Origin of the sequence: Bacillus sp. FSL R5-0820 (assembly GCF_038593385.1) — a bacterium.
GTDB lineage: Bacteria > Bacillota > Bacilli > Bacillales > Bacillaceae > Bacillus > Bacillus altitudinis.
In genome coordinates this window covers 2,964,393-2,982,503 of sequence record NZ_CP151991.1, presented here as the reverse complement: position 1 = coordinate 2,982,503, position 18,111 = coordinate 2,964,393, and the positions used below count along the sequence as shown (strand labels likewise).

The 18,111-nt window shown below is 42.0% G+C and carries 15 protein-coding genes; 14 read left to right on the top strand and 1 reads right to left on the bottom strand.

Annotation, left to right across the window (positions count from 1 at the left end; all coding sequences use genetic code 11):
- Positions 1-141 precede the first annotated feature (141 nt).
- From NST15_RS15515 to NST15_RS15450, 14 genes are all read left to right on the top strand, one after another.
- Positions 142-1,194 (top strand): iron ABC transporter permease, encoded by a 1,053-nt coding sequence (locus NST15_RS15515; RefSeq protein ID WP_144626112.1) that lies wholly within the window; start codon positions 142-144, stop codon positions 1,192-1,194.
- A complete protein-coding gene (locus NST15_RS15510) occupies positions 1,195-2,217 on the top strand; it encodes an iron ABC transporter permease (RefSeq protein WP_007500263.1) in 1,023 nt (340 codons plus the stop codon). It abuts the gene before it with no gap.
- A gap of 21 nt (positions 2,218-2,238) precedes the next feature.
- Complete coding sequence (locus NST15_RS15505; protein WP_017368048.1) at positions 2,239-3,054, top strand: ABC transporter ATP-binding protein; 816 nt, start codon at positions 2,239-2,241, stop codon at positions 3,052-3,054.
- 180 nt (positions 3,055-3,234) lie between these two features.
- On the top strand, positions 3,235-3,957 hold the full coding sequence (locus NST15_RS15500; protein WP_057079089.1) for a response regulator transcription factor: 723 nt from the start codon (positions 3,235-3,237) through the stop codon (positions 3,955-3,957).
- 3 nt (positions 3,958-3,960) lie between these two features.
- Positions 3,961-5,715, top strand: a complete 1,755-nt coding sequence (locus tag NST15_RS15495; RefSeq protein ID WP_113746993.1) for a HAMP domain-containing sensor histidine kinase — start codon at positions 3,961-3,963, stop codon at positions 5,713-5,715.
- 136 nt (positions 5,716-5,851) lie between these two features.
- Complete coding sequence (gene uxaC, locus NST15_RS15490) at positions 5,852-7,288, top strand: glucuronate isomerase (protein ID WP_243824516.1); 1,437 nt, start codon at positions 5,852-5,854, stop codon at positions 7,286-7,288.
- Positions 7,289-7,355: 67 nt separating this feature from the next.
- Positions 7,356-8,369: a LacI family DNA-binding transcriptional regulator gene (locus tag NST15_RS15485; RefSeq protein WP_336619515.1), complete on the top strand. Its 1,014-nt coding sequence runs from the start codon at positions 7,356-7,358 to the stop codon at positions 8,367-8,369.
- Positions 8,370-8,427: 58 nt separating this feature from the next.
- Positions 8,428-9,879 carry a tagaturonate reductase gene (locus NST15_RS15480; RefSeq protein WP_342498640.1) on the top strand — a complete coding sequence of 484 codons (1,452 nt, stop codon included), beginning with the start codon at positions 8,428-8,430 and terminating at the stop codon, positions 9,877-9,879.
- Complete coding sequence (locus NST15_RS15475) at positions 9,876-11,369, top strand: altronate dehydratase family protein (RefSeq protein WP_065461057.1); 1,494 nt, start codon at positions 9,876-9,878, stop codon at positions 11,367-11,369. The genes NST15_RS15480 and NST15_RS15475 overlap by 4 nt, the downstream gene beginning before the upstream one ends.
- Before the next feature lie 20 nt (positions 11,370-11,389).
- On the top strand, positions 11,390-12,781 hold the full coding sequence (locus NST15_RS15470) for a glycoside hydrolase family 28 protein (RefSeq protein WP_342498639.1): 1,392 nt from the start codon (positions 11,390-11,392) through the stop codon (positions 12,779-12,781).
- Positions 12,782-12,951: 170 nt separating this feature from the next.
- The gene (locus NST15_RS15465; RefSeq protein ID WP_342498638.1) at positions 12,952-13,902 is read left to right on the top strand and encodes an ABC transporter substrate-binding protein; all 951 of its coding nucleotides are present in this window, start codon (positions 12,952-12,954) and stop codon (positions 13,900-13,902) included.
- Positions 13,868-14,926 (top strand): iron ABC transporter permease, encoded by a 1,059-nt coding sequence (locus tag NST15_RS15460; RefSeq protein WP_217967841.1) that lies wholly within the window; start codon positions 13,868-13,870, stop codon positions 14,924-14,926. The genes NST15_RS15465 and NST15_RS15460 overlap by 35 nt, the downstream gene beginning before the upstream one ends.
- Positions 14,923-16,209 (top strand): heme ABC transporter ATP-binding protein, encoded by a 1,287-nt coding sequence (locus NST15_RS15455; RefSeq protein ID WP_342498637.1) that lies wholly within the window; start codon positions 14,923-14,925, stop codon positions 16,207-16,209. The genes NST15_RS15460 and NST15_RS15455 overlap by 4 nt, the downstream gene beginning before the upstream one ends.
- Before the next feature lie 133 nt (positions 16,210-16,342).
- Positions 16,343-16,912, top strand: a complete 570-nt coding sequence (locus tag NST15_RS15450) for a cob(I)yrinic acid a,c-diamide adenosyltransferase (protein ID WP_342498636.1) — start codon at positions 16,343-16,345, stop codon at positions 16,910-16,912.
- Positions 16,913-17,002: 90 nt separating this feature from the next.
- On the opposite strand, the gene NST15_RS15445 is transcribed toward NST15_RS15450, so the two are convergent.
- Entirely contained in the window at positions 17,003-18,052 is a 1,050-nt protein-coding gene (locus tag NST15_RS15445) for an NAD(P)/FAD-dependent oxidoreductase (RefSeq protein ID WP_041091883.1), read from the bottom strand.
- Positions 18,053-18,111 lie beyond the last annotated feature (59 nt).

The window sequence follows — 18,111 nt, the reverse complement described above, 5'->3', positions numbered from 1 at the left end:
CTCCCGGTTTTTTGATGAAAATAAAGAAATTTATCAGAACAAGGATTTCAAAACGTGAAGAAAGTGATATACTAGACTCCGAGATTGATAATCATTATCACTAATAACGAATAGATATGAACGGAAAGGAAGAGACTGGTTTTGGGCTCACAATCGAATAAACAGCTGTCAGCTAAAGATGATGCGATAGATATTGTGACAAAGCCTTTTGGTACAGCAGCTGTTGTCATCATAGGAATCATTGCTTTAGCATTCGGTCTTTTTTTATCAGTATCGCTAGGAGCGGCAAATATTCATTTACACACGGTATGGGAAGCCGTCTTTCATTTTGACTCACAACAAACCTCACATCAAATCATTAGGGAACTGAGGCTGCCGCGTACAGTTGGTGCCGCACTTGTCGGTGCCTTTTTAGCAGTATCGGGTGCCATCATGCAAGGCATGACAAGAAATGCGCTTGCGTCTCCTGAAATCATGGGTGTGACAAATGGCTCTGCATTTGCGATTGCCATTGCGTTTGCTTTTTTCCCAGGCCAATCTTCTTTTACATTAATTCTTTGGTCATTTTTGGGTGCAGCACTTGGCGCCTCTATTGTATTTGGGGTTGGAACCCTTTCAAAAGGGGGGCTTACTCCTGTGAAGCTCGCATTAGCCGGTACGGCTGTTGGCGCACTTTTAAGCTCAATTTCCTCAGCGATTGCCATTCGATTTGACGTCGCGCAAGATATGAGTTTTTGGTACGCAGGCGGTGTGGCTGGTGTGAATTGGAGCAATATTAAGATCATCATTCCAGTTGCGGTTGTAGGACTGATCATCGCTATGATTCTTGCCCGCTCCATCACGGTTTTAAGCTTGGGCGATGAATTAGCAAAAGGGCTTGGACAATATACACGAACAGTCAAGGTACTTGGCATATTGGTCGTGATCCTTTTAACAGGTGCAGCCGTGTCAGTTGCAGGTTCTATTGGCTTTATCGGGCTTGTGATTCCTCATGTTACGCGTTTCTTGGTCGGCGTTGACTATCGCTGGATTATACCTTGCTCAGCTATTTTAGGGGCTATTTTGCTCATTTATGCAGACATTGCGGCAAGGCTTGTCAATGCGCCGTTTGAAACGCCAGTTGGTGCCATTACAGCCATTATAGGCGTTCCTTTCTTCTTATATTTAGCGAGACGTGAAAGGAGCGGAATTTAAATGGAAATGGTGCAGCAGGCAAAGAAAAAGAAATACAAACGAACGATGGTCATGATCTTTTTAGCCATCGTGGCTGTGTTCCTGATTAGTTTAAATACCGGAGAGATAAGGATTTCTCCGATGGATACATTCAAAACATTTTTTGGACTCGGAAGTGAAATGGATGAGCTTGTATTATTCGAGTTCAGACTTCCAAGGATGGTCATCGCTTTACTTGTTGGCGCTTCTATCGCTGTATCAGGTGCCATTTGGCAAGGTGTTTCTCAAAATGGTTTAGCTGATCCCGGCATTCTAGGTGTAAATGCGGGTGCAGGTTTTGCGGTTGTTTTGTTTATCTTTGCCTTTCAGGGCTCGATGTCGAACTTAGGTGATTTTACGATATTTGTACTGCCGCTTTTCGCTTTCGCAGGTGCAGCCTTTGCTGCATTTCTCATTTATGTGCTAGCGTGGAAAAAGGGCATTACGCCTGTTCGATTGATTTTAACTGGTATTGGGATCAATGCTGCATTTTCGGCAGCGATTGTGGTCATTCAATTAAAGATGAGCCCAAATGATTTTAACCAAGCCATTGTGTGGCTGTCAGGAAGTATTTGGGGCTCAAGCTGGACATATGTCTTATCAGTCGTGCCATGGATGCTGATTTTTCTTGTATTAGCGATGGTGAGGGCACGCTACTTAAATATCATGAATTTGGGTGACCAGATATCTTATGGTTTAGGGATTTCAGTTCATAAAGAAAGAAGTTTTCTCATGCTGATTGCAGTTGCATTAGCCGGTGCAAGTGTCGCTGTTGCAGGGAGTATATCGTTCCTAGGGTTAGCGGCACCACACCTCGCAAGAAAGCTAGTTGGACCGAAACATCAAGGAATGATACCGGCGTCCGCTATGATTGGTGCACTGCTGTTATTACTTGCAGATACACTTGGGCGTGTCATACTTGCTCCATCAGAGGTGCCCGTTGGACTTGTCGTTTCTGCTTTAGGCGCACCTTACTTCATTTACTTATTGATGAAAACGAACTAATGAGGAAGGAGAGTACAACAGATGAAATCACTTGAAACAGAAAAGCTTTGTATTGGCTATCATGACCGTTTGATTGTAGACGATTTAAATATCAGCATCCCAAAAGGCAAGGTGACCACATTAATTGGGCCGAATGGGTGCGGGAAGTCAACGATTTTAAAAACAATGTCTCGTATTATGAAGTCCCATCAAGGTGCTGTTTATTTAAATGGCCAGGCTATCCATCAAACACCAACAAAAGAAATTTCAAAACAAATGGCTATCTTACCGCAGACGCCTGAAGCCCCAAGTGGTCTGACCGTTTATGAGCTTGTGTCATATGGACGTTTCCCACATCAAAATGGATTTGGCCGTTTATCAAATGAGGACAAACGAATCATCAGATGGGCACTTGAGGAGACGGGAATGATTGCATTTCATGACCGGCCAATTGAAGCACTCTCCGGTGGACAGCGTCAGCGGGTATGGATTGCGATGGCACTCGCTCAGGAAACAGAGCTGCTTTTATTAGACGAACCAACGACGTATTTAGATCTTGCTCATCAGCTGGAGATCCTTCAGCTATTAGAACGCTTAAACAGAGAGCAGGGCAGAACGGTGCTGATGGTGATTCATGACCTGAATCATGCTGCACGCTTTTCACATTACATGATTGCCCTCAATCAAGGGAAAGTTATTAAAGATGGTACGCCTCATGAGGTCATGACAAAAGAGGTGCTCAGTCAGGTGTTCCACATCGATGCAGAAATTGTTCTTGATCCGAGAACGAATAAGCCGATCTGTTTAACATATGACTTAATGAATCATGAAAGAAAGCTTGAAGCTGTGAACGGATAATAGATGGACAAAAAACTCGGTATGTATGACCGGGTTTTTTTTTGCATTTTTTGATATTACCTTGTTATGCCATTTTCTCCAGTCGATCTTTTTTCGCTTTTATGTAGAAAAGAGGTACTTTTTTACTTTGGACAATGGTAATATACGGTTAGAGATCATAGCTAGAAAGGAAAGAGATGCGTGGAAACAGCAAAAATATTGATTGCAGATGACGAAGAAGCAATTGTAAAAATGGTTGAACGCGTATTAAAAAAAGAAGGGTTTCAACATATTTATAAAGCCTATCATGCAGATGAAGCATTAGATATTGTCAAAAACGAGGACATCCACCTCTTACTTCTAGATGTGATGATGCCCGGTAAGTCTGGCTTTGATGTTCTGCCTGACATCAGGAAAATGACGAAGGCACCGATTTTCTATTTAACAGCAAGAACGTCTGATGTAGACAAATTGACTGGATTTGCACAAGGTGCAGACGATTACATCACAAAGCCATTTAATCCGTTAGAGCTAGTAGCTAGAATTAAGGCGCACTTAAACCGAACTTATATCTCCTTACAGGAGGAGCAGGAAGAAGCGCACAGTCAATATGAATATGCTCATTTCTCGTACCATCCTCATGCAGCCGAATTGAAAGTAAGGGGAAAGGTGACGGCTTGCTCAGCGCAGCTTTTGTCCTTGCTGAAGTATTTTTGTGACCATCCGAATGTGGTACTTTCAAAAGATCAAATCTATGAGAAAGTATGGGGTGTTCCGTCATATGGTGACAACAACACCGTCATGGTTCATATCCGAAAGCTGAGAGAAAAAATAGAGTTAGATCCAAGTCAGCCTGAATATATTGTGACGATCCGTGGTATGGGCTATAAGTTCGTTCCACAGCCTGTGAAGGTTCTTCAATAGTTTATGAATTTACGAACAAAACTTTTCTTTCACTTTGTCGGACAAATGTTTATTGTCATCGTTATTCTGACGATCGGACAAACATTCTCTGAAAATCTTTATTTTCAAAAACGCTATGAGAATATGACTGAAACTGGTTTAACGAAGGCAGATGGAGATACACTCATGAGCTGGCTTTATTTTAACGAGGATGGAAAAATGGAAGCCGATGATCAGCTCAAACAAGCAGTGAAAAAACGTGATGGCTGGCTGCAAGTGATTGATTCCAAAAAACACAACGTCTATAGCTATCAACTCCCTAAAAACATTCCAACATCCTATCAAAAGGATGAAATGATCAAGATCTTTGAAAAAAGGCAATTTAAAGATTACAAGATGTACTTTTGGCCAATTGAGATTGATCAAGAAAGCTTTATCGTCTTATATGGATTTAAAACGAACAGCACAAAGGTAGCCAATTATCTCAAGCAGCATGAGAAAAATCTGGCTGCATTGTCTCAATATTCAGTTGAAACAAGAGAATTTTTGAAAAGAATGAATGGATCGGTGCATCTGTTTAATGAAGAAGGAAAATACTTAAAAGGTATCCGAGCCAAAAGTAATTTGAAAAATAACGTAACGGATGTTGAACTGCTCAAGTATCAATCGAAGCCTTGGGAGTTTAGAAGTGACCTGTCTTATATCAGAGTGAATAAAGATCTGTATATGATTGTTTCGGTGCCAAACAAAGTATACAGCCCAGACGAGCTTTATGATAAAGAGACAGAGGCTTTAAACCAATATACAACGCTTTTGATTGCAGGTCTTGCGCTTACGATTATTATCGTTATGACATTATGGTACTCGTATCGCTATGGGCTACCGATCTATCACATTATCCGCTGGCTGATTTTCTTATCAAGAAATAAATTGCAGGAGCCAACAAATAGAAAAGGTATTCCAGTAAGTAAAAATAAAAAGGGCCGTATTAAGCGGGAGTACCGGCTGTTTGAGGATATCCTCAAAACAATGGATCAGCTCACCAATACGTTAAAAGAGAATGAAGCAAACCGAAGAAAAATTCAAACCACAAGGGAAGAATGGATCGCAGGGCTGTCTCATGATCTAAAAACGCCTCTTAGCACGATTTACGGCTATGGATTAATGCTAGAATCAGATCAATACCAATGGTCCAAGGAAGAAGTCATGGAAATGGGACAAGTCATTCGTGAGAAATCAGAATACATGTCGACCTTGATTGAGGATTTAAACCTCACGTATCGATTGAAAAATGGTGCATTGCCTATTAATCGAAAACCTGTTGAGCTTGGTGAATTTTTAGCCTCCATTATGGACGAGTTTTCAAGAAGCACGCTTTCTGAAGATTATATGTCATCCTTTGAAGACCAAACAGAGGGTGTCATGTTTGAGATCGATAAAGCCTGGTTTAGACGAGTCATTGAGAACCTGCTGGCGAACGCAGTGAAGCATAACCAGAAAGGTACTCTTATTCAAGCTGTTCTATCTGAAACAAATGATGAAGTTCGGATCGAAATGAAAGATAACGGACGCGGAATGGCGCAAGAAACGGTGGATCATTTATTTAATCGTTACTATAGAGGGACAAATACGAATGATCCAACAAATGGAACAGGATTAGGACTTGCGATTGCAAAAGAGCTTGTCTTACTGCACGATGGCGATATTCAAGTAGAAAGTGAATTAGGTCAAGGAACAACTATTGCGATTATCCTAAAGAAAACACCATCTGTAAAATAGCCAAAAAACGATTTTCTTTTCTAAAGGAAATCGTTTTTTCTTGTTTTAGGATTGAAATCGATTTTGTAAACGATTACAATAAAATTGTTAACGTGAACAAATTGATTTTCATCATTATAAGAGATGGGGGAGTTTGATGAAAGCCTTTTTAGATGAACAGTTTTTATTAAACAGTCAAACGGCAGAAAAACTATACCATGAGTTTGCAAAGAACCTTCCGATTATTGATTACCATTGTCATTTAAGTCCAAAAGAAATCTATGAAAATAAAACGTTCCAAAATATAACCGAAGCATGGCTTTACGGAGATCATTACAAATGGCGAGCCATGAGAGCAAATGGGATACCTGAAACACATATCACAGGGGATGCCTCAGATTATGAGAAATTTTTAGCATGGGCGAAAACTGTTCCGATGACGATTGGAAATCCTCTCTATCACTGGACCCATCTAGAGCTAAGACGATATTTTGATGTCGAAGAACTTTTGAATGAAGAAAGCGCAGACATCATCTGGAAAAAAGTAAATGAAAAGTTGCAAGGAGACGGATTTGGTGCGAGAGATTTCATTGTGAAATCAAATGTTGAAACGGTTGTGACGACAGACGATCCGGTTGATTCGCTGATTTATCACCAACAACTGCGGGAAGAAGGCTTTTCTGTGCAAGTACTGCCAGGGTTTCGGCCAGATAAGGCATTAGATATCACAAATGACTTGTTTATCGAGTATGTTCATCAGCTGGCGGAGGTTTCATCTATCCAGATCGAATCCTATCAAGACTTCATAAAAGCACTTCATATGCGAATCGATTTCTTTCATGAACAGGGCTGTTTGATTTCAGATCATGCCATCAATGAAATGACGTACGAAGACACGACGGAAGAAGAAGCTGCGATCATTTTTCATAAAAGGATGTCAGGGCATCCATTGACGGAAAAGGAGAAGGTTCAATTTAAAACGCACACATTCATTGAACTAGGTCAGGCATATGGTCAGCGGGGATGGGCGATGCAGCTTCATATCAATGCGCTCAGAAACAACAATTCGAAAATGTTTGAGCGGCTTGGACCAGATACCGGATATGATGCAATGAATGATGAAGACATTGCAAAACCTCTTTGCCGCGTATTAGATCGGTTAGAACAAGCACATGCATTGCCAAAAACCATCCTCTATTCCTTGAATCCAAGGGACAATGTGGTGATTTCAACGATAGCTGGAAGTTTTCAAGATGGAAAGACTCCTGGGAAAATGCAGCATGGAACAGCCTGGTGGTTTAATGATACAAAGCAGGGAATGACAGAGCAGATGATGGCACTCTCCAGTATCGGACTGATCAGCCGATTTATTGGGATGCTGACAGATTCACGAAGCTTCCTGTCTTACACAAGACATGAATATTTCCGTAGACTGCTATGTGACATCATTGGAGATTGGGTGGAAAAAGGAGAAGCGCCTAATGATCTCAATTTGCTAGGGGGAATGGTAAAAGGAATCAGCTATGAAAATGCAAAGCAGTATTTTCAATTTGAACGGGCAAATGAGCTACCGCATAAAAGCAAGATGATATGAACAAAAAGCAAGAATATGAAAGCGTTTTTATGATAAGATGATAAAAAATCATAAAAGGCGGAATAGCATGACAGTCACAATCAAAGATATAGCAAAATTGGCAAACGTTTCTCATACCACAGTATCAAGGGCTTTGAATAACAGTCCTTTTATTAAAGAGAAAACAAAACAAAACATCTTGTCGATTGCAAAACAGCTGAATTACTCACCGAATGTCCATGCCAGAGGCCTTGTCTCGCAAAAATCATTTACAATTGGTCTGTTTTTTACGAGTTTAACAGAAGGCACATCCTCAAGTTTCTTTGTTGATGCGTTAAAAGGCGTCAACAGTGTGATAACAGAAAACTATCATTTGGTTGTAAGAGGAATTGACGATTTTCACGATTACACAACCATTCATAAACAGCGGTATGATGGTATTTTGCTCATGAGCCAAAGCGAGCATGATGAAGCGTTTATCCATCATGTGAAAAAGCAGGGCATTCCCATTATTGTACTGAATCGCCGTGTAGAAGAAAGTAATCAAGTGATGAATATATTAGCGGATGATGGTGAAGGGGCATACCAAGCTGCACACTATTTCATTCAGCAGGGGCATAAACAAATTGCCATTATTGAAGGGAAACAGGGATTTAAATCCACACAAGAAAGAAAAGCTGGTTTTCTGCAAGCACTCATTGACCATCATGTACCCATGAAGAAAGAATACATGATCACAGGCGACTATCATATGAAGAGCGGCTATGAATCAATGGAAGCCTTACTCACTCTTGATGATCCGCCAACTGCCCTTTTTTGCTCAAACGATGACATGGCGATTGGTGCGATGAATGCATTGTTTGCAAAAGGTAAAAGGTGTCCTGATGATCTCTCTATTATCGGTTTTGATGATATTTCATTTTCATCTTATACAACGCCTGCCCTCACAACAGTCAAAAAGCCAATTGAAAAAATGTGTGCGCTTGGAGCAGAAGCTATCCTTTCAGTCATAAACGGTGAAAAGCAAGAAGACGATCATCTGGAAAAAGTGTATGTCCACACAGAGCTGATGATTAGAGATTCAGTCAAAAAGGTGCAGTAATCAGCATCTTTTAAATGAAAATGTTCACGTGTGCAAAAAATGCGGGGAGGAAAAGCGTTTGAGACGATTATCCAAAGATGTGTACCCAGTGGCTGAATATCCTGAAACCATTCTACAAATTGGCGAAGGGAACTTTATGCGAGGATTTATGAATTGGCAGATCCAGAAGCTAAACGACTGTACAGATTTTAAAGGAAGAGCAGTGGTTGTTCCTCCTCGAAAAGGATCAGTGACCGCTCTAAATGAACAAGATGGTTTGTACACTTTATGTATTCAAGGGTTTCATGACCAAAAAGAAATGAACGAACGGATCGTCATTCAATCCATCAGCAGGGGAATCAGCACATATACAGATTATGAAGCCTTTTTACATGTAGCGGAAAGTCCTGATGTGCGCTTTGTCTTTTCTAATACAACAGAGGCAGGACTTGTGTTAAGAAAAGAGGACCGATTAGAAGATCGGCCGCAAGCAAGTTTTCCAGGAAAGCTGACAGCCTTATTGTATCACCGCTTTAAAGCTTTTTCTGGAGATGAGAAAAAGGGCTTGATCATTTTACCTTGTGAATTGATTGAACAAAACGGTGATCGATTAAGAGAATATGTGATCACAATGGCAGCTGAGTGGAATCTTCCGCCTGATTTTGTGGCTTGGGTCAAGGAAGCCAACACGTTCTGTAATACGTTAGTTGATCGGATTGTCCCAGGATTTTCTCAGGAAGCAGCGGAGACTGTTCAAAAAGAAGAGGGGTATATCGATGAATTGCTTGTCACAGCAGAATATTATCACCTGTTTGTCATTGAAGCACCTGCGTTTGTTCAAAAAGAGCTTCCTTTTCAAGAAGCAGGGTTAAACGTACTTTTTGTGGAAGATATCGCTCCCTATCGTATGAGCAAGGTTCGCATTTTAAACGGTGCGCATACAGCGATGGTGCCGATTGCATATTCATGTGGCTTGGATACTGTCAAAAAAGCGGTGGATGATGAGCATGTTGGTGTGTTCATTCGCCGCATGCTTGAGGAGGAAGTGCTGCCAGGTTTGCCACTTCCTGAAGAAGAGCTTCTTCTTTATACACAATCCGTGTGGGATCGATTCTGCAACCCTTTTGTCAAACATCAATTACTCGATATTGCCTTAAATGGTGTATCTAAATTTCGGGCGCGTATTCTCCCGTCTCTTCTAGATTATATAGAGCTAAAAAAACAGTTGCCTACGAAGCTTATGTTCTCACTGAGCAGTTTGATTTATTTTTATCAAGTCCATGCAGATCAGATAAAGGATGATGAGTCTGTGATGACATTCATGAAGGAAGCATGGGAGGAAGTGGACCATTCCTATGAATTAATGGTCGATCAACTTCTTTCAAACGAAGTTTTATGGGGGATGGATTTGACGAGGATAGCAGGGCTGAGGGATGCAGTAGCCGAGCAGCTCACCTTCATACATGAAAATGGCATGAGAGCTGCTGTTCACCAAATTCTTCAATATGAAAGTCAGGGGGAGAAGGCATGAGAGACTTTGTTGTGATTCATCCTTCAGATAATGTTGGTATCGCTTTAAAAGTGCTTGAGCAAGGCGAAGAGCTTCAGCACCAAGGTCATACAATCATTTTAAAAGAAACCGTTGCTAAAGGTCATAAATTTGCATTGGCTGAGATCAAAGAAAAAGAGAATATCATCAAATATGGCTACCCCATTGGTCATGCAGCCACTAAGATTTCTGCTGGAGAATGGGTGCATACGCACAATATCAAAACGAATCTATCAGGTAAGCTCGATTACGAATACCGCCCTTCTTTAACAACAAATCCCTATGAAAAAACGAATCTGACATTCAAAGGGTATAAACGAAAAAATGGTGCAAGTGGTATACGAAATGAGCTTTGGATTGTCCCAACAGTCGGGTGTGTCAATGGCATTGCTGATCAAATCATTCAAATATTTACCGCTGAAATGGGTGGAGACATCCATCCTTTTGAAACGGCTCTCGTATTAAAGCACAATTATGGGTGCTCACAGCTTGGGGATGATCATGAAAACACAAAAACCATTCTTCAAAATGCCGTAAAGCACCCAAATGCTGGAGGGGTTCTCGTTCTAGGTCTTGGCTGTGAAAACAATGACATTGAGGATTTTCAGGCAACATTAGGGGAGTATGACCAGGCGAGGGTGAAATTTTTAAGAAGCCAAGAAGTAGGGGATGAGATTGAGACGGGTGTCGCTTTGCTCAAGGAAATTTATGACGCAGCGAAAGAAGATCAGCGTGAAGACATTCCGTTATCTGAGCTGAAAATTGGCTTGAAATGCGGAGGATCAGATGGGTTTTCAGGCATTACCGCAAATCCACTTTTAGGTAGACTGTCCGATTTCATTGTGGCTCAAGGCGGAACCACCGTCTTAACAGAAGTACCAGAAATGTTCGGGGCTGAAACAATCTTAATGGAGAGAGCGGAATCAAAAGCGACATTCGACAATATTGTGCAAATGATCAATGACTTTAAACAATACTTTATGGATCATCGACAGCCAGTATATGAAAATCCTTCCCCGGGAAATAAAGCAGGAGGAATTTCGACATTAGAAGATAAATCTCTCGGTTGCACACAAAAAGCTGGTACTTCCGTTATAAAGGATGTTTTAACATACGGGGAGCTGCTAAAACGAAAAGGATTGAATTTATTAAGTGCGCCTGGGAATGATTTGGTTGCTTCATCTGCTCTCGCAGCGTCTGGCTGTCAGCTCGTCCTCTTTACAACAGGCAGAGGCACACCGTTTGGCACATTTGTTCCAACGATGAAGGTATCGACCAATACGGCTTTATATGAAACAAAAAAACATTGGATCGACTTTAATGCGGGGGAATTGCTTGAGGATGTACCAGAAGATGTGGTGCTAGAGAAGTTCATTGCCACGGTGATTGATGTTGCGAGTGGAAAGCTGTTAAATCATGAAAAAAACAATTTTAGAGAGTTGGCTATTTTTAAAACAGGTGTGACACTTTAAGGCGTCTGGGGGATAAGGAAATGTCTAAAAAACGGAATTTGATGTATGTGACAGCAGGAACAGTACTAACAGGAATTGGACTCGCACGTTTAGCAAAGCAAGGGAAAAAAGACAAAGAAACAAATGGCATAGATCATGTGTTAAAGCAGATAAAAGCGCCAAAGTTCCCAGATCGTGAATTCAATGTCATTCATTATGGTGCAGATAACAAAGGGATAGAGCTTTCGACAAATGCTATTCAGTCTGCCATCGATGATGCACATCGTTTGAAAGGAGGGCGTGTGCTGATTCCTGAAGGGACATTTTTGACAGGCGCTCTAGAATTGAAAAGCAATGTAGAGCTTCATCTTCATGAAGACGCCTATGTGACCTTCAGCCAAGATACACGTGATTATCTCCCGCTTGTTCTAACAAGATATGAAGGAATTGAGCTTTATAATTATTCACCACTTATTTATGCCCATCATGCAGAAAACATCGCGATTACAGGAGCAGGCACGCTGGACGGGAGAGGGGATGAACACCACTGGTGGCCTTGGAAGTATGGAACAAATGGTCAACCCTCTCAGGACCGGGATCGTCAGCTTCTTTTTGAAATGGCTGAAAAAAGAATACCAGTGGAAGAAAGAGTGTTTGGTGAAGGACATTATTTAAGATCAAGCTTTATCCAGCCATACAATTGCCAAAACATTCTCATTGAAGGAGTAACCGTAAAGGATTCACCGATGTGGCAAGTCCATCCGGTGTTAAGTGAAAACGTCATCGTCCGCGGGGTGAATATCATCGGTCATGGTCCAAATACAGATGGTGTGAATCCAGAGTCGTGCCGACATGTGCTCATTGAAGATTGTTATTTTGATAATGGCGATGATTGTATTGCCATTAAATCGGGCAGAAATGAGGACGGCCGGAGAATTGGTGTTCCATCTGAAAACATCGTCATTCGTAGAAATACGATGCGTGATGGTCACGGAGGAGTAACGATCGGGAGTGAAATCTCTGGAGGCGTCAAGTATGTATATGCAGAGGATAATGTCATGGACAGTCCAAATCTCGACAGGGCATTTCGCATTAAGACCAACTCTGTCAGGGGCGGTACCATTGAACACATCTATTTTAAAAACAATCTAGTGAAAAGCTTAAAGCATGAGGTGGTCTGTATCGACATGATGTATGAGGAAGGGGATGCCGGCCCGCATAGGCCTGTAGTCCGTCATATTGAAGTAGAAGGGCTAAAAAGCAGCGGAGGGCGATATGGTGTCAAGATCGCCGCATACTCACATTCCCCGGTCACACACTTTAAAATGAAAGACTGTGTCATTGACGATGTCACGTACCCTCTTTCATTGGAACATGCAGTATCTCCTTCATTTCAGAAAGTTGTCATTAATGGTGAACATATCAACCAATAGCGGAAGTGAAAACAGCCACGTCAAAGGCTGTTTTTCTTTTATCAGGGCAAAAAAACGTATTGGCCGTCACATATACAACCTATCTGCACTGTAGTATAATATTCCCGAAATTAGAAAAGAATTGACGAAAGAGATGACGTCAAGCAGTACATAAAGCAGGGGGTTTATTGATGAAGAAGTTAACTGGTATTTGGCTATCATTGTTACTTGTGATCGGTGTTTTAGTAGGGTGTGCAGGTGCGGAAACGGACCAAAAAACAAACAGTTCAAAGCCTAAAGAGACAGCGGCTGCCGCATTTCCTGTATCCATTAAAGATGCAGCTGGTAAAACAGTTGAAATCAAAGAACAGCCTAAACGAATTGTTTCGTTAATTCCAAGTAATACAGAGGTTGCCTATGCCCTTGGCCTTGGAAATAAAATCGTGGGTAGATCAGATTTTGACAACTATCCAAAGGAAGTAGAAAAGGTAGAGAAGATTGGCGGTCTTGATTTCAATGTAGAGAAGGTTATTTCTTTAAAGCCTGATCTTGTCTTAGCACATGCATCACAAATGAGCTCAAAAGACGGATTTAAACAGCTTGAAGATGCAGGTATTCAAGTGCTGACTGTTAATGATGCAGCTTCCTTCAAAGATGTGTATAAGTCTATTAATATGATTGGTGAAGCAGCTGGCGTAAAAGAGGCATCAACGAAGCTTGTAGATGAGATGAAATCAAAACTGAATGACATCAAAAAACAAGCAGAATCCATCTCCAAAGACAAACAAAAAACAGTTTTTGTCGAAGTATCAGGTGCGCCTGAAATTTATACAACAGGTAAACAAACGTTTATGGACGAAATGCTGTCTGTCATTCATGCAAAAAATGCCGCTGGCGATCAAACGGGCTGGGTGCAAATGACGGAAGAATCAATTATTAAACGAAATCCTGATGCCATCGTCACGATTGATGGTGCAAGCTTAGCTGATCTGAAAAAAAGAGACGGCTGGAAGGCGATCAAAGCAGTCAAAGAAAAACAAGTCTTTCAATTGAATACGGATCTGGCATCACGACCCGGACCGCGATTGGTTGAAGGAGTGGAGGCTCTTGCGAAAAGCATCTATCCTGACACGTTCAAATAAGATCATCATCGCATACACAGTAAGTGCTTTACTTCTTGTGGTGAGCATTGGAATGGGAATCTCATTTGGTAGCTTAGGGATTCCCATTCCTTCTATACTTCGGATCTTTGTTCATGAAGTATTTGGAATCCAGGTCGGAACCATTGATGCAATTGACCGCAATATTATGATGAATATCCGGCTGCCGAGAGTGATATTAGCGGCGTTAGTCGGAGCAGCTCTGGCGTTATCTGGTGCAGCCTTTCAAGGTTTATTAAAAAATCCTCTCGCTGACCCTTATACACTTGGGGTATCTCAAGGGGCATCTGTGGGGGCTGTAGCCACATTGTTTTTCAGTTTGCAGTTTCCTTTGCTCGGCAGTTTTACACTGCCTTTTTTGAGTATGACAACAGCGCTTGTCACACTATGTCTCGTCCTCTTTTTTGCCCGTCTGGTTCACCGAGGAATGAGCATTTCTTCTTTAATTTTGACGGGGGTCATCTTCAGCTCTTTTTTAGGAGCGCTCATTTCATTAATGATTGCGTTAACAGGTGATGATTTAAAAGAGATTATTCATTGGCTTCTAGGCAGTGTGTCTATGAGAGGCTGGCGATATATTGCTCTTTTCCTTCCTTTTTTCCTCATTGGTACATTTGCATTGATCTTGATGGGAAGAGATTTAAATGTGATGACATATGGCGAAGAAAAGGCAAAACTGTTAGGGGTTCATGTGAAACGGAGCAAATATGTGGTGCTGCTTGCTGGTTCGATTCTGACTGGAAGTGCGGTGGCTGTGTCAGGAACGATCGGATTTGTAGGACTGGTGATTCCGCATTTTATCCGTCTTTTATCCATTACGGATCATCGTCATTTGCTGCCTTTGTCGATGCTGAATGGTGCTTCCTTTCTCGTTTTAGCAGATGTGCTCTCCCGTACGATCATTGAACCGACTGAATTGCCTATTGGCATCATTACAGCGTTAATTGGTGCACCTGTCTTTGGCATCATCCTCATTCGCAGATATAGAGGAGGGACGCATCTATGATTCAAGTGAAGGAAGTTAGAGGAGGATATGGAGAAAAAGAGGTCATTCACGGCGTGAGTTTTGAAGTGGAGCGAGGGGAATTCCTCGGCATCCTTGGTCCAAATGGGAGCGGTAAGACGACGCTACTTAAAATGATCGCAGGTATTTTAGCACCTGAGAGCGGCCAAGTAACACTAAGTGGCCATCCAGTTCAATCCTACCGGCCAAAGGCACTTGCGCAAAAATTGGCGGTTCTTCCCCAGAAGACCGATCAAGCCTTTTCATTTACAGTGGAAGAAACGGTCCAGTTTGGGCGTTATCCTTATCAGAAAGGTTGGCTGCAATCTGTTACGAAAGAAGATATCGAGATTGTCAGCAAGGTGATGGACCTAACAGATATTGCTCAATTTAAGAATCAATCCATCCAAGAGTTAAGCGGTGGAGAACAGCAACGGGTTTACTTAGCTCAAGCGCTGGCTCAGTGCCCTGACTATTTATTGCTGGATGAACCAACCAGTTTTCTTGATTTAGCTTATCAAAAAGAGTTACTCGATTTGATTAAACAAGAGACCGCTTCCTCTAACTTAACGGTGATCGGTGTGTTTCATGATGTGAACATTGCCAGTTTGTATTGTGACCGTCTGCTTTTGCTGAATGAAGGAAAGACGGACATGCTGGGAGAACCGCATCATGTGTTGACCACCGAACGGGTGAACCGGGTGTATGAAACAGATGTAACACCTCTTCAACATCCACTGCGGGCCAACCCTCAGCTGGTAATTGAACCTGCGTCCATCTCTGAACATTCAAGACTGAACTTAGCGGATGGGTGGAAAACATATGGCGCAAACGGAATGACATTTTCTACTCATCAGCCATTGCGCATCCTTTCATCACATAAGAAAAGCGGGGGTTTCTTTTGGACACGGTCCCTTGGAACGGGAACTGAAGCACTCCATGACATGCTGGATGATGAGGAAGGGTACTTATTTCTTGGTCAATCTGATGGGCCGAAGCAATACGCCGCTGAAGATGATGATGAAGATGTCCTTCTTTATGGGATGCATCAAGAAGGAGAGCTGTCCGTTTGGCTTGTGCTGAAAGGAACGATATCAGATGGTGCGTCTGTCCAGCTGATGGGCGAGCTGACGCACTTCATTAAACAAGAGACAAGTATCCAGGTACATCATCTTTGTATCGCTGCTGCCAATGCAGAAGAAAAGGAGCATGCTGCTCATTTACATGAAAGAGTCAGACTGAAAGTGAAGCATCTTCTTCATACGTTAAATGTAATGAAAAAGTGAACCGGTTGGTTCACTTTTTTGTTTAGGGATTCAGATTTTATATATAAATCACAGTGGTTTTAGTAAAACAAATACATCCTGTTCACTTCAGGGTATACTAAAAGGAACAAGCAATGGATAAGGGGGAACCTCAATGAAACTTTATACAAAAACCGGAGATCAAGGTCAAACAGGCTTGATTGGCGGGCGGGCTGATAAAGATGACGCGAGAGTTGAAGCGTACGGTACATTAGATGAGGCGAATAGTTTGATTGGACTTGCCCAGGCAAACTTGAGGCAGCATGGCGAATTGTTTCAAGATGTTCTGTCAGAGCTGATGGTCATTCAGCATGAACTGTTTGACTGCGGCGGTGATTTAGCAGCGGTGAAACCACCGAAAGCAGGCAAGTTAACAGAAGAATCTGTCACAGTCCTTGAAAAGCGAATGGACGTGTATGTAGAAGAAGCCGCACCGCTGACTAAATTTATTTTACCTGGCGGCCAGGAAGGCGCTGCCCTCTTACATGTGGCGCGAACAGTCGTCAGGAGAGCCGAGCGGCATATTGTGACACTCGCAAAGCAGGAGGAGATTCCAGCAGTTACGCTCACATATGTGAACCGTCTATCCGACTATTTATTTGCTGTCGCCCGTATTGTGAATCATCGGCTTGGTGAAGCAGATGTTGAATATGAACGAAGTGCCAACGTGTTTCGTTCTAAATGAGGAAAAGCACTCTTCAAATGGAAGAGTGCTAAACGTCCTCCTTCTGTAAGTAGAGAAGGAATTCTAAGTCACTTTTGTTCAATGAACACTTTATTTCGTATACAAATGCTTCATCAGCTCTTTATTTTTTTGAATAAATATGTCATTGTGCGAAGATACCATCCCATGAGCACCAGCATCGGGCATTACGTATTGTTTGGCTTGGTTTACCGCATTTGCGGCATCCTGAAAAGCCCCAGCAATCAAATGCAATTTTCCTTCATGATGCAAAATATCGCCTGCTGCATAAATGCCCTGAACTGACGTCTCACTCAGTGGAGTTCCTGCAATCCAATAATCCTTCTGTTCTAGCTTAATGGTACTATTCGCAAGTAATTCTTTGTCTCGCTCGTATCCATGATTGATAATGACTTCATCTGTTGCTAGCTCAAATAAGGCCTCGTCTTGATGATCTTTGAGGACAACCGTTTCAATCCGCTCATGATCGTCTGCTGCAATGAGCTTTTCAATCGAGGTATGAAGAAGACATTGGACAGAGCTGTTTTTCAGGCGCGATATTTCAGCTTCATGTCCTTTCAAGGCATCTTTCCGATAGGTCAAATACACTTGTTTGGCAATTGGCTCCAGCTCATTTGCCCAATCAATGGCTGAATTCCCACCTCCTGAGATCAACACGGTTTTATCTTTAAAGCGTTCAAGGGATTTGACCGTATAATGCAAATTTTGAACCTCGAATCGTTCTGCACCCTCAATATCTAATTTAATCGGCTTGAGGATACCTCCTCCAACAGCTAAAATGACAGTTTTGGAGTAATGTTTTTGATTGGAGGCGGTGTGGAGAACAAAGTGACCTGCTTCGTCTTGAGAAATAGAGGTAACCTTTTCTCCGAGTACGACCTTTGGTTCAAAGGTCAGCCCTTGAGCAATAATCTGTTCAATGAGCTGTGAGCCTGGAACAGGCGTTAATCCTCCTATATCCCAGATCATCTTTTCTGGATAAACATGAACCTTTCCCCCGAGGACTGGCTGGAATTCAATCAACTTCGTTTTCATTTCACGCAATCCACTATAAAAGGCGGAAAACAATCCAGCAGGTCCACCGCCAATAATTGTTACATCATATACTTCCATGTCTTTCATCGTACACGTCGCCTCGCTTCTTTTGCTTTAAAAATGACGATGGGGCATCGTTTTGGAAC

Excerpts from the sequence above, each read along its gene's own strand:
- NST15_RS15510 (WP_007500263.1), top strand. The coding sequence starts at position 1,195 with ATGGAAATGGTGCAGCAGGCAAAGAAAAAGAAATACAAACGAACGATG.
- NST15_RS15505 (WP_017368048.1), top strand. The coding sequence starts at position 2,239 with ATGAAATCACTTGAAACAGAAAAGCTTTGTATTGGCTATCATGACCGT.
- NST15_RS15495 (WP_113746993.1), top strand. The coding sequence starts at position 3,961 with ATGAATTTACGAACAAAACTTTTCTTTCACTTTGTCGGACAAATGTTT.
- uxaC (WP_243824516.1), top strand. The coding sequence starts at position 5,852 with ATGAAAGCCTTTTTAGATGAACAGTTTTTATTAAACAGTCAAACGGCA.
- NST15_RS15485 (WP_336619515.1), top strand. The coding sequence starts at position 7,356 with ATGACAGTCACAATCAAAGATATAGCAAAATTGGCAAACGTTTCTCAT.
- NST15_RS15475 (WP_065461057.1), top strand. The coding sequence starts at position 9,876 with ATGAGAGACTTTGTTGTGATTCATCCTTCAGATAATGTTGGTATCGCT.
- NST15_RS15470 (WP_342498639.1), top strand. The coding sequence starts at position 11,390 with ATGTCTAAAAAACGGAATTTGATGTATGTGACAGCAGGAACAGTACTA.
- NST15_RS15465 (WP_342498638.1), top strand. The coding sequence starts at position 12,952 with ATGAAGAAGTTAACTGGTATTTGGCTATCATTGTTACTTGTGATCGGT.
- NST15_RS15455 (WP_342498637.1), top strand. The coding sequence starts at position 14,923 with ATGATTCAAGTGAAGGAAGTTAGAGGAGGATATGGAGAAAAAGAGGTC.
- NST15_RS15450 (WP_342498636.1), top strand. The coding sequence starts at position 16,343 with ATGAAACTTTATACAAAAACCGGAGATCAAGGTCAAACAGGCTTGATT.
- NST15_RS15445 (WP_041091883.1), bottom strand. The coding sequence starts at position 18,052 with ATGAAAGACATGGAAGTATATGATGTAACAATTATTGGCGGTGGACCT.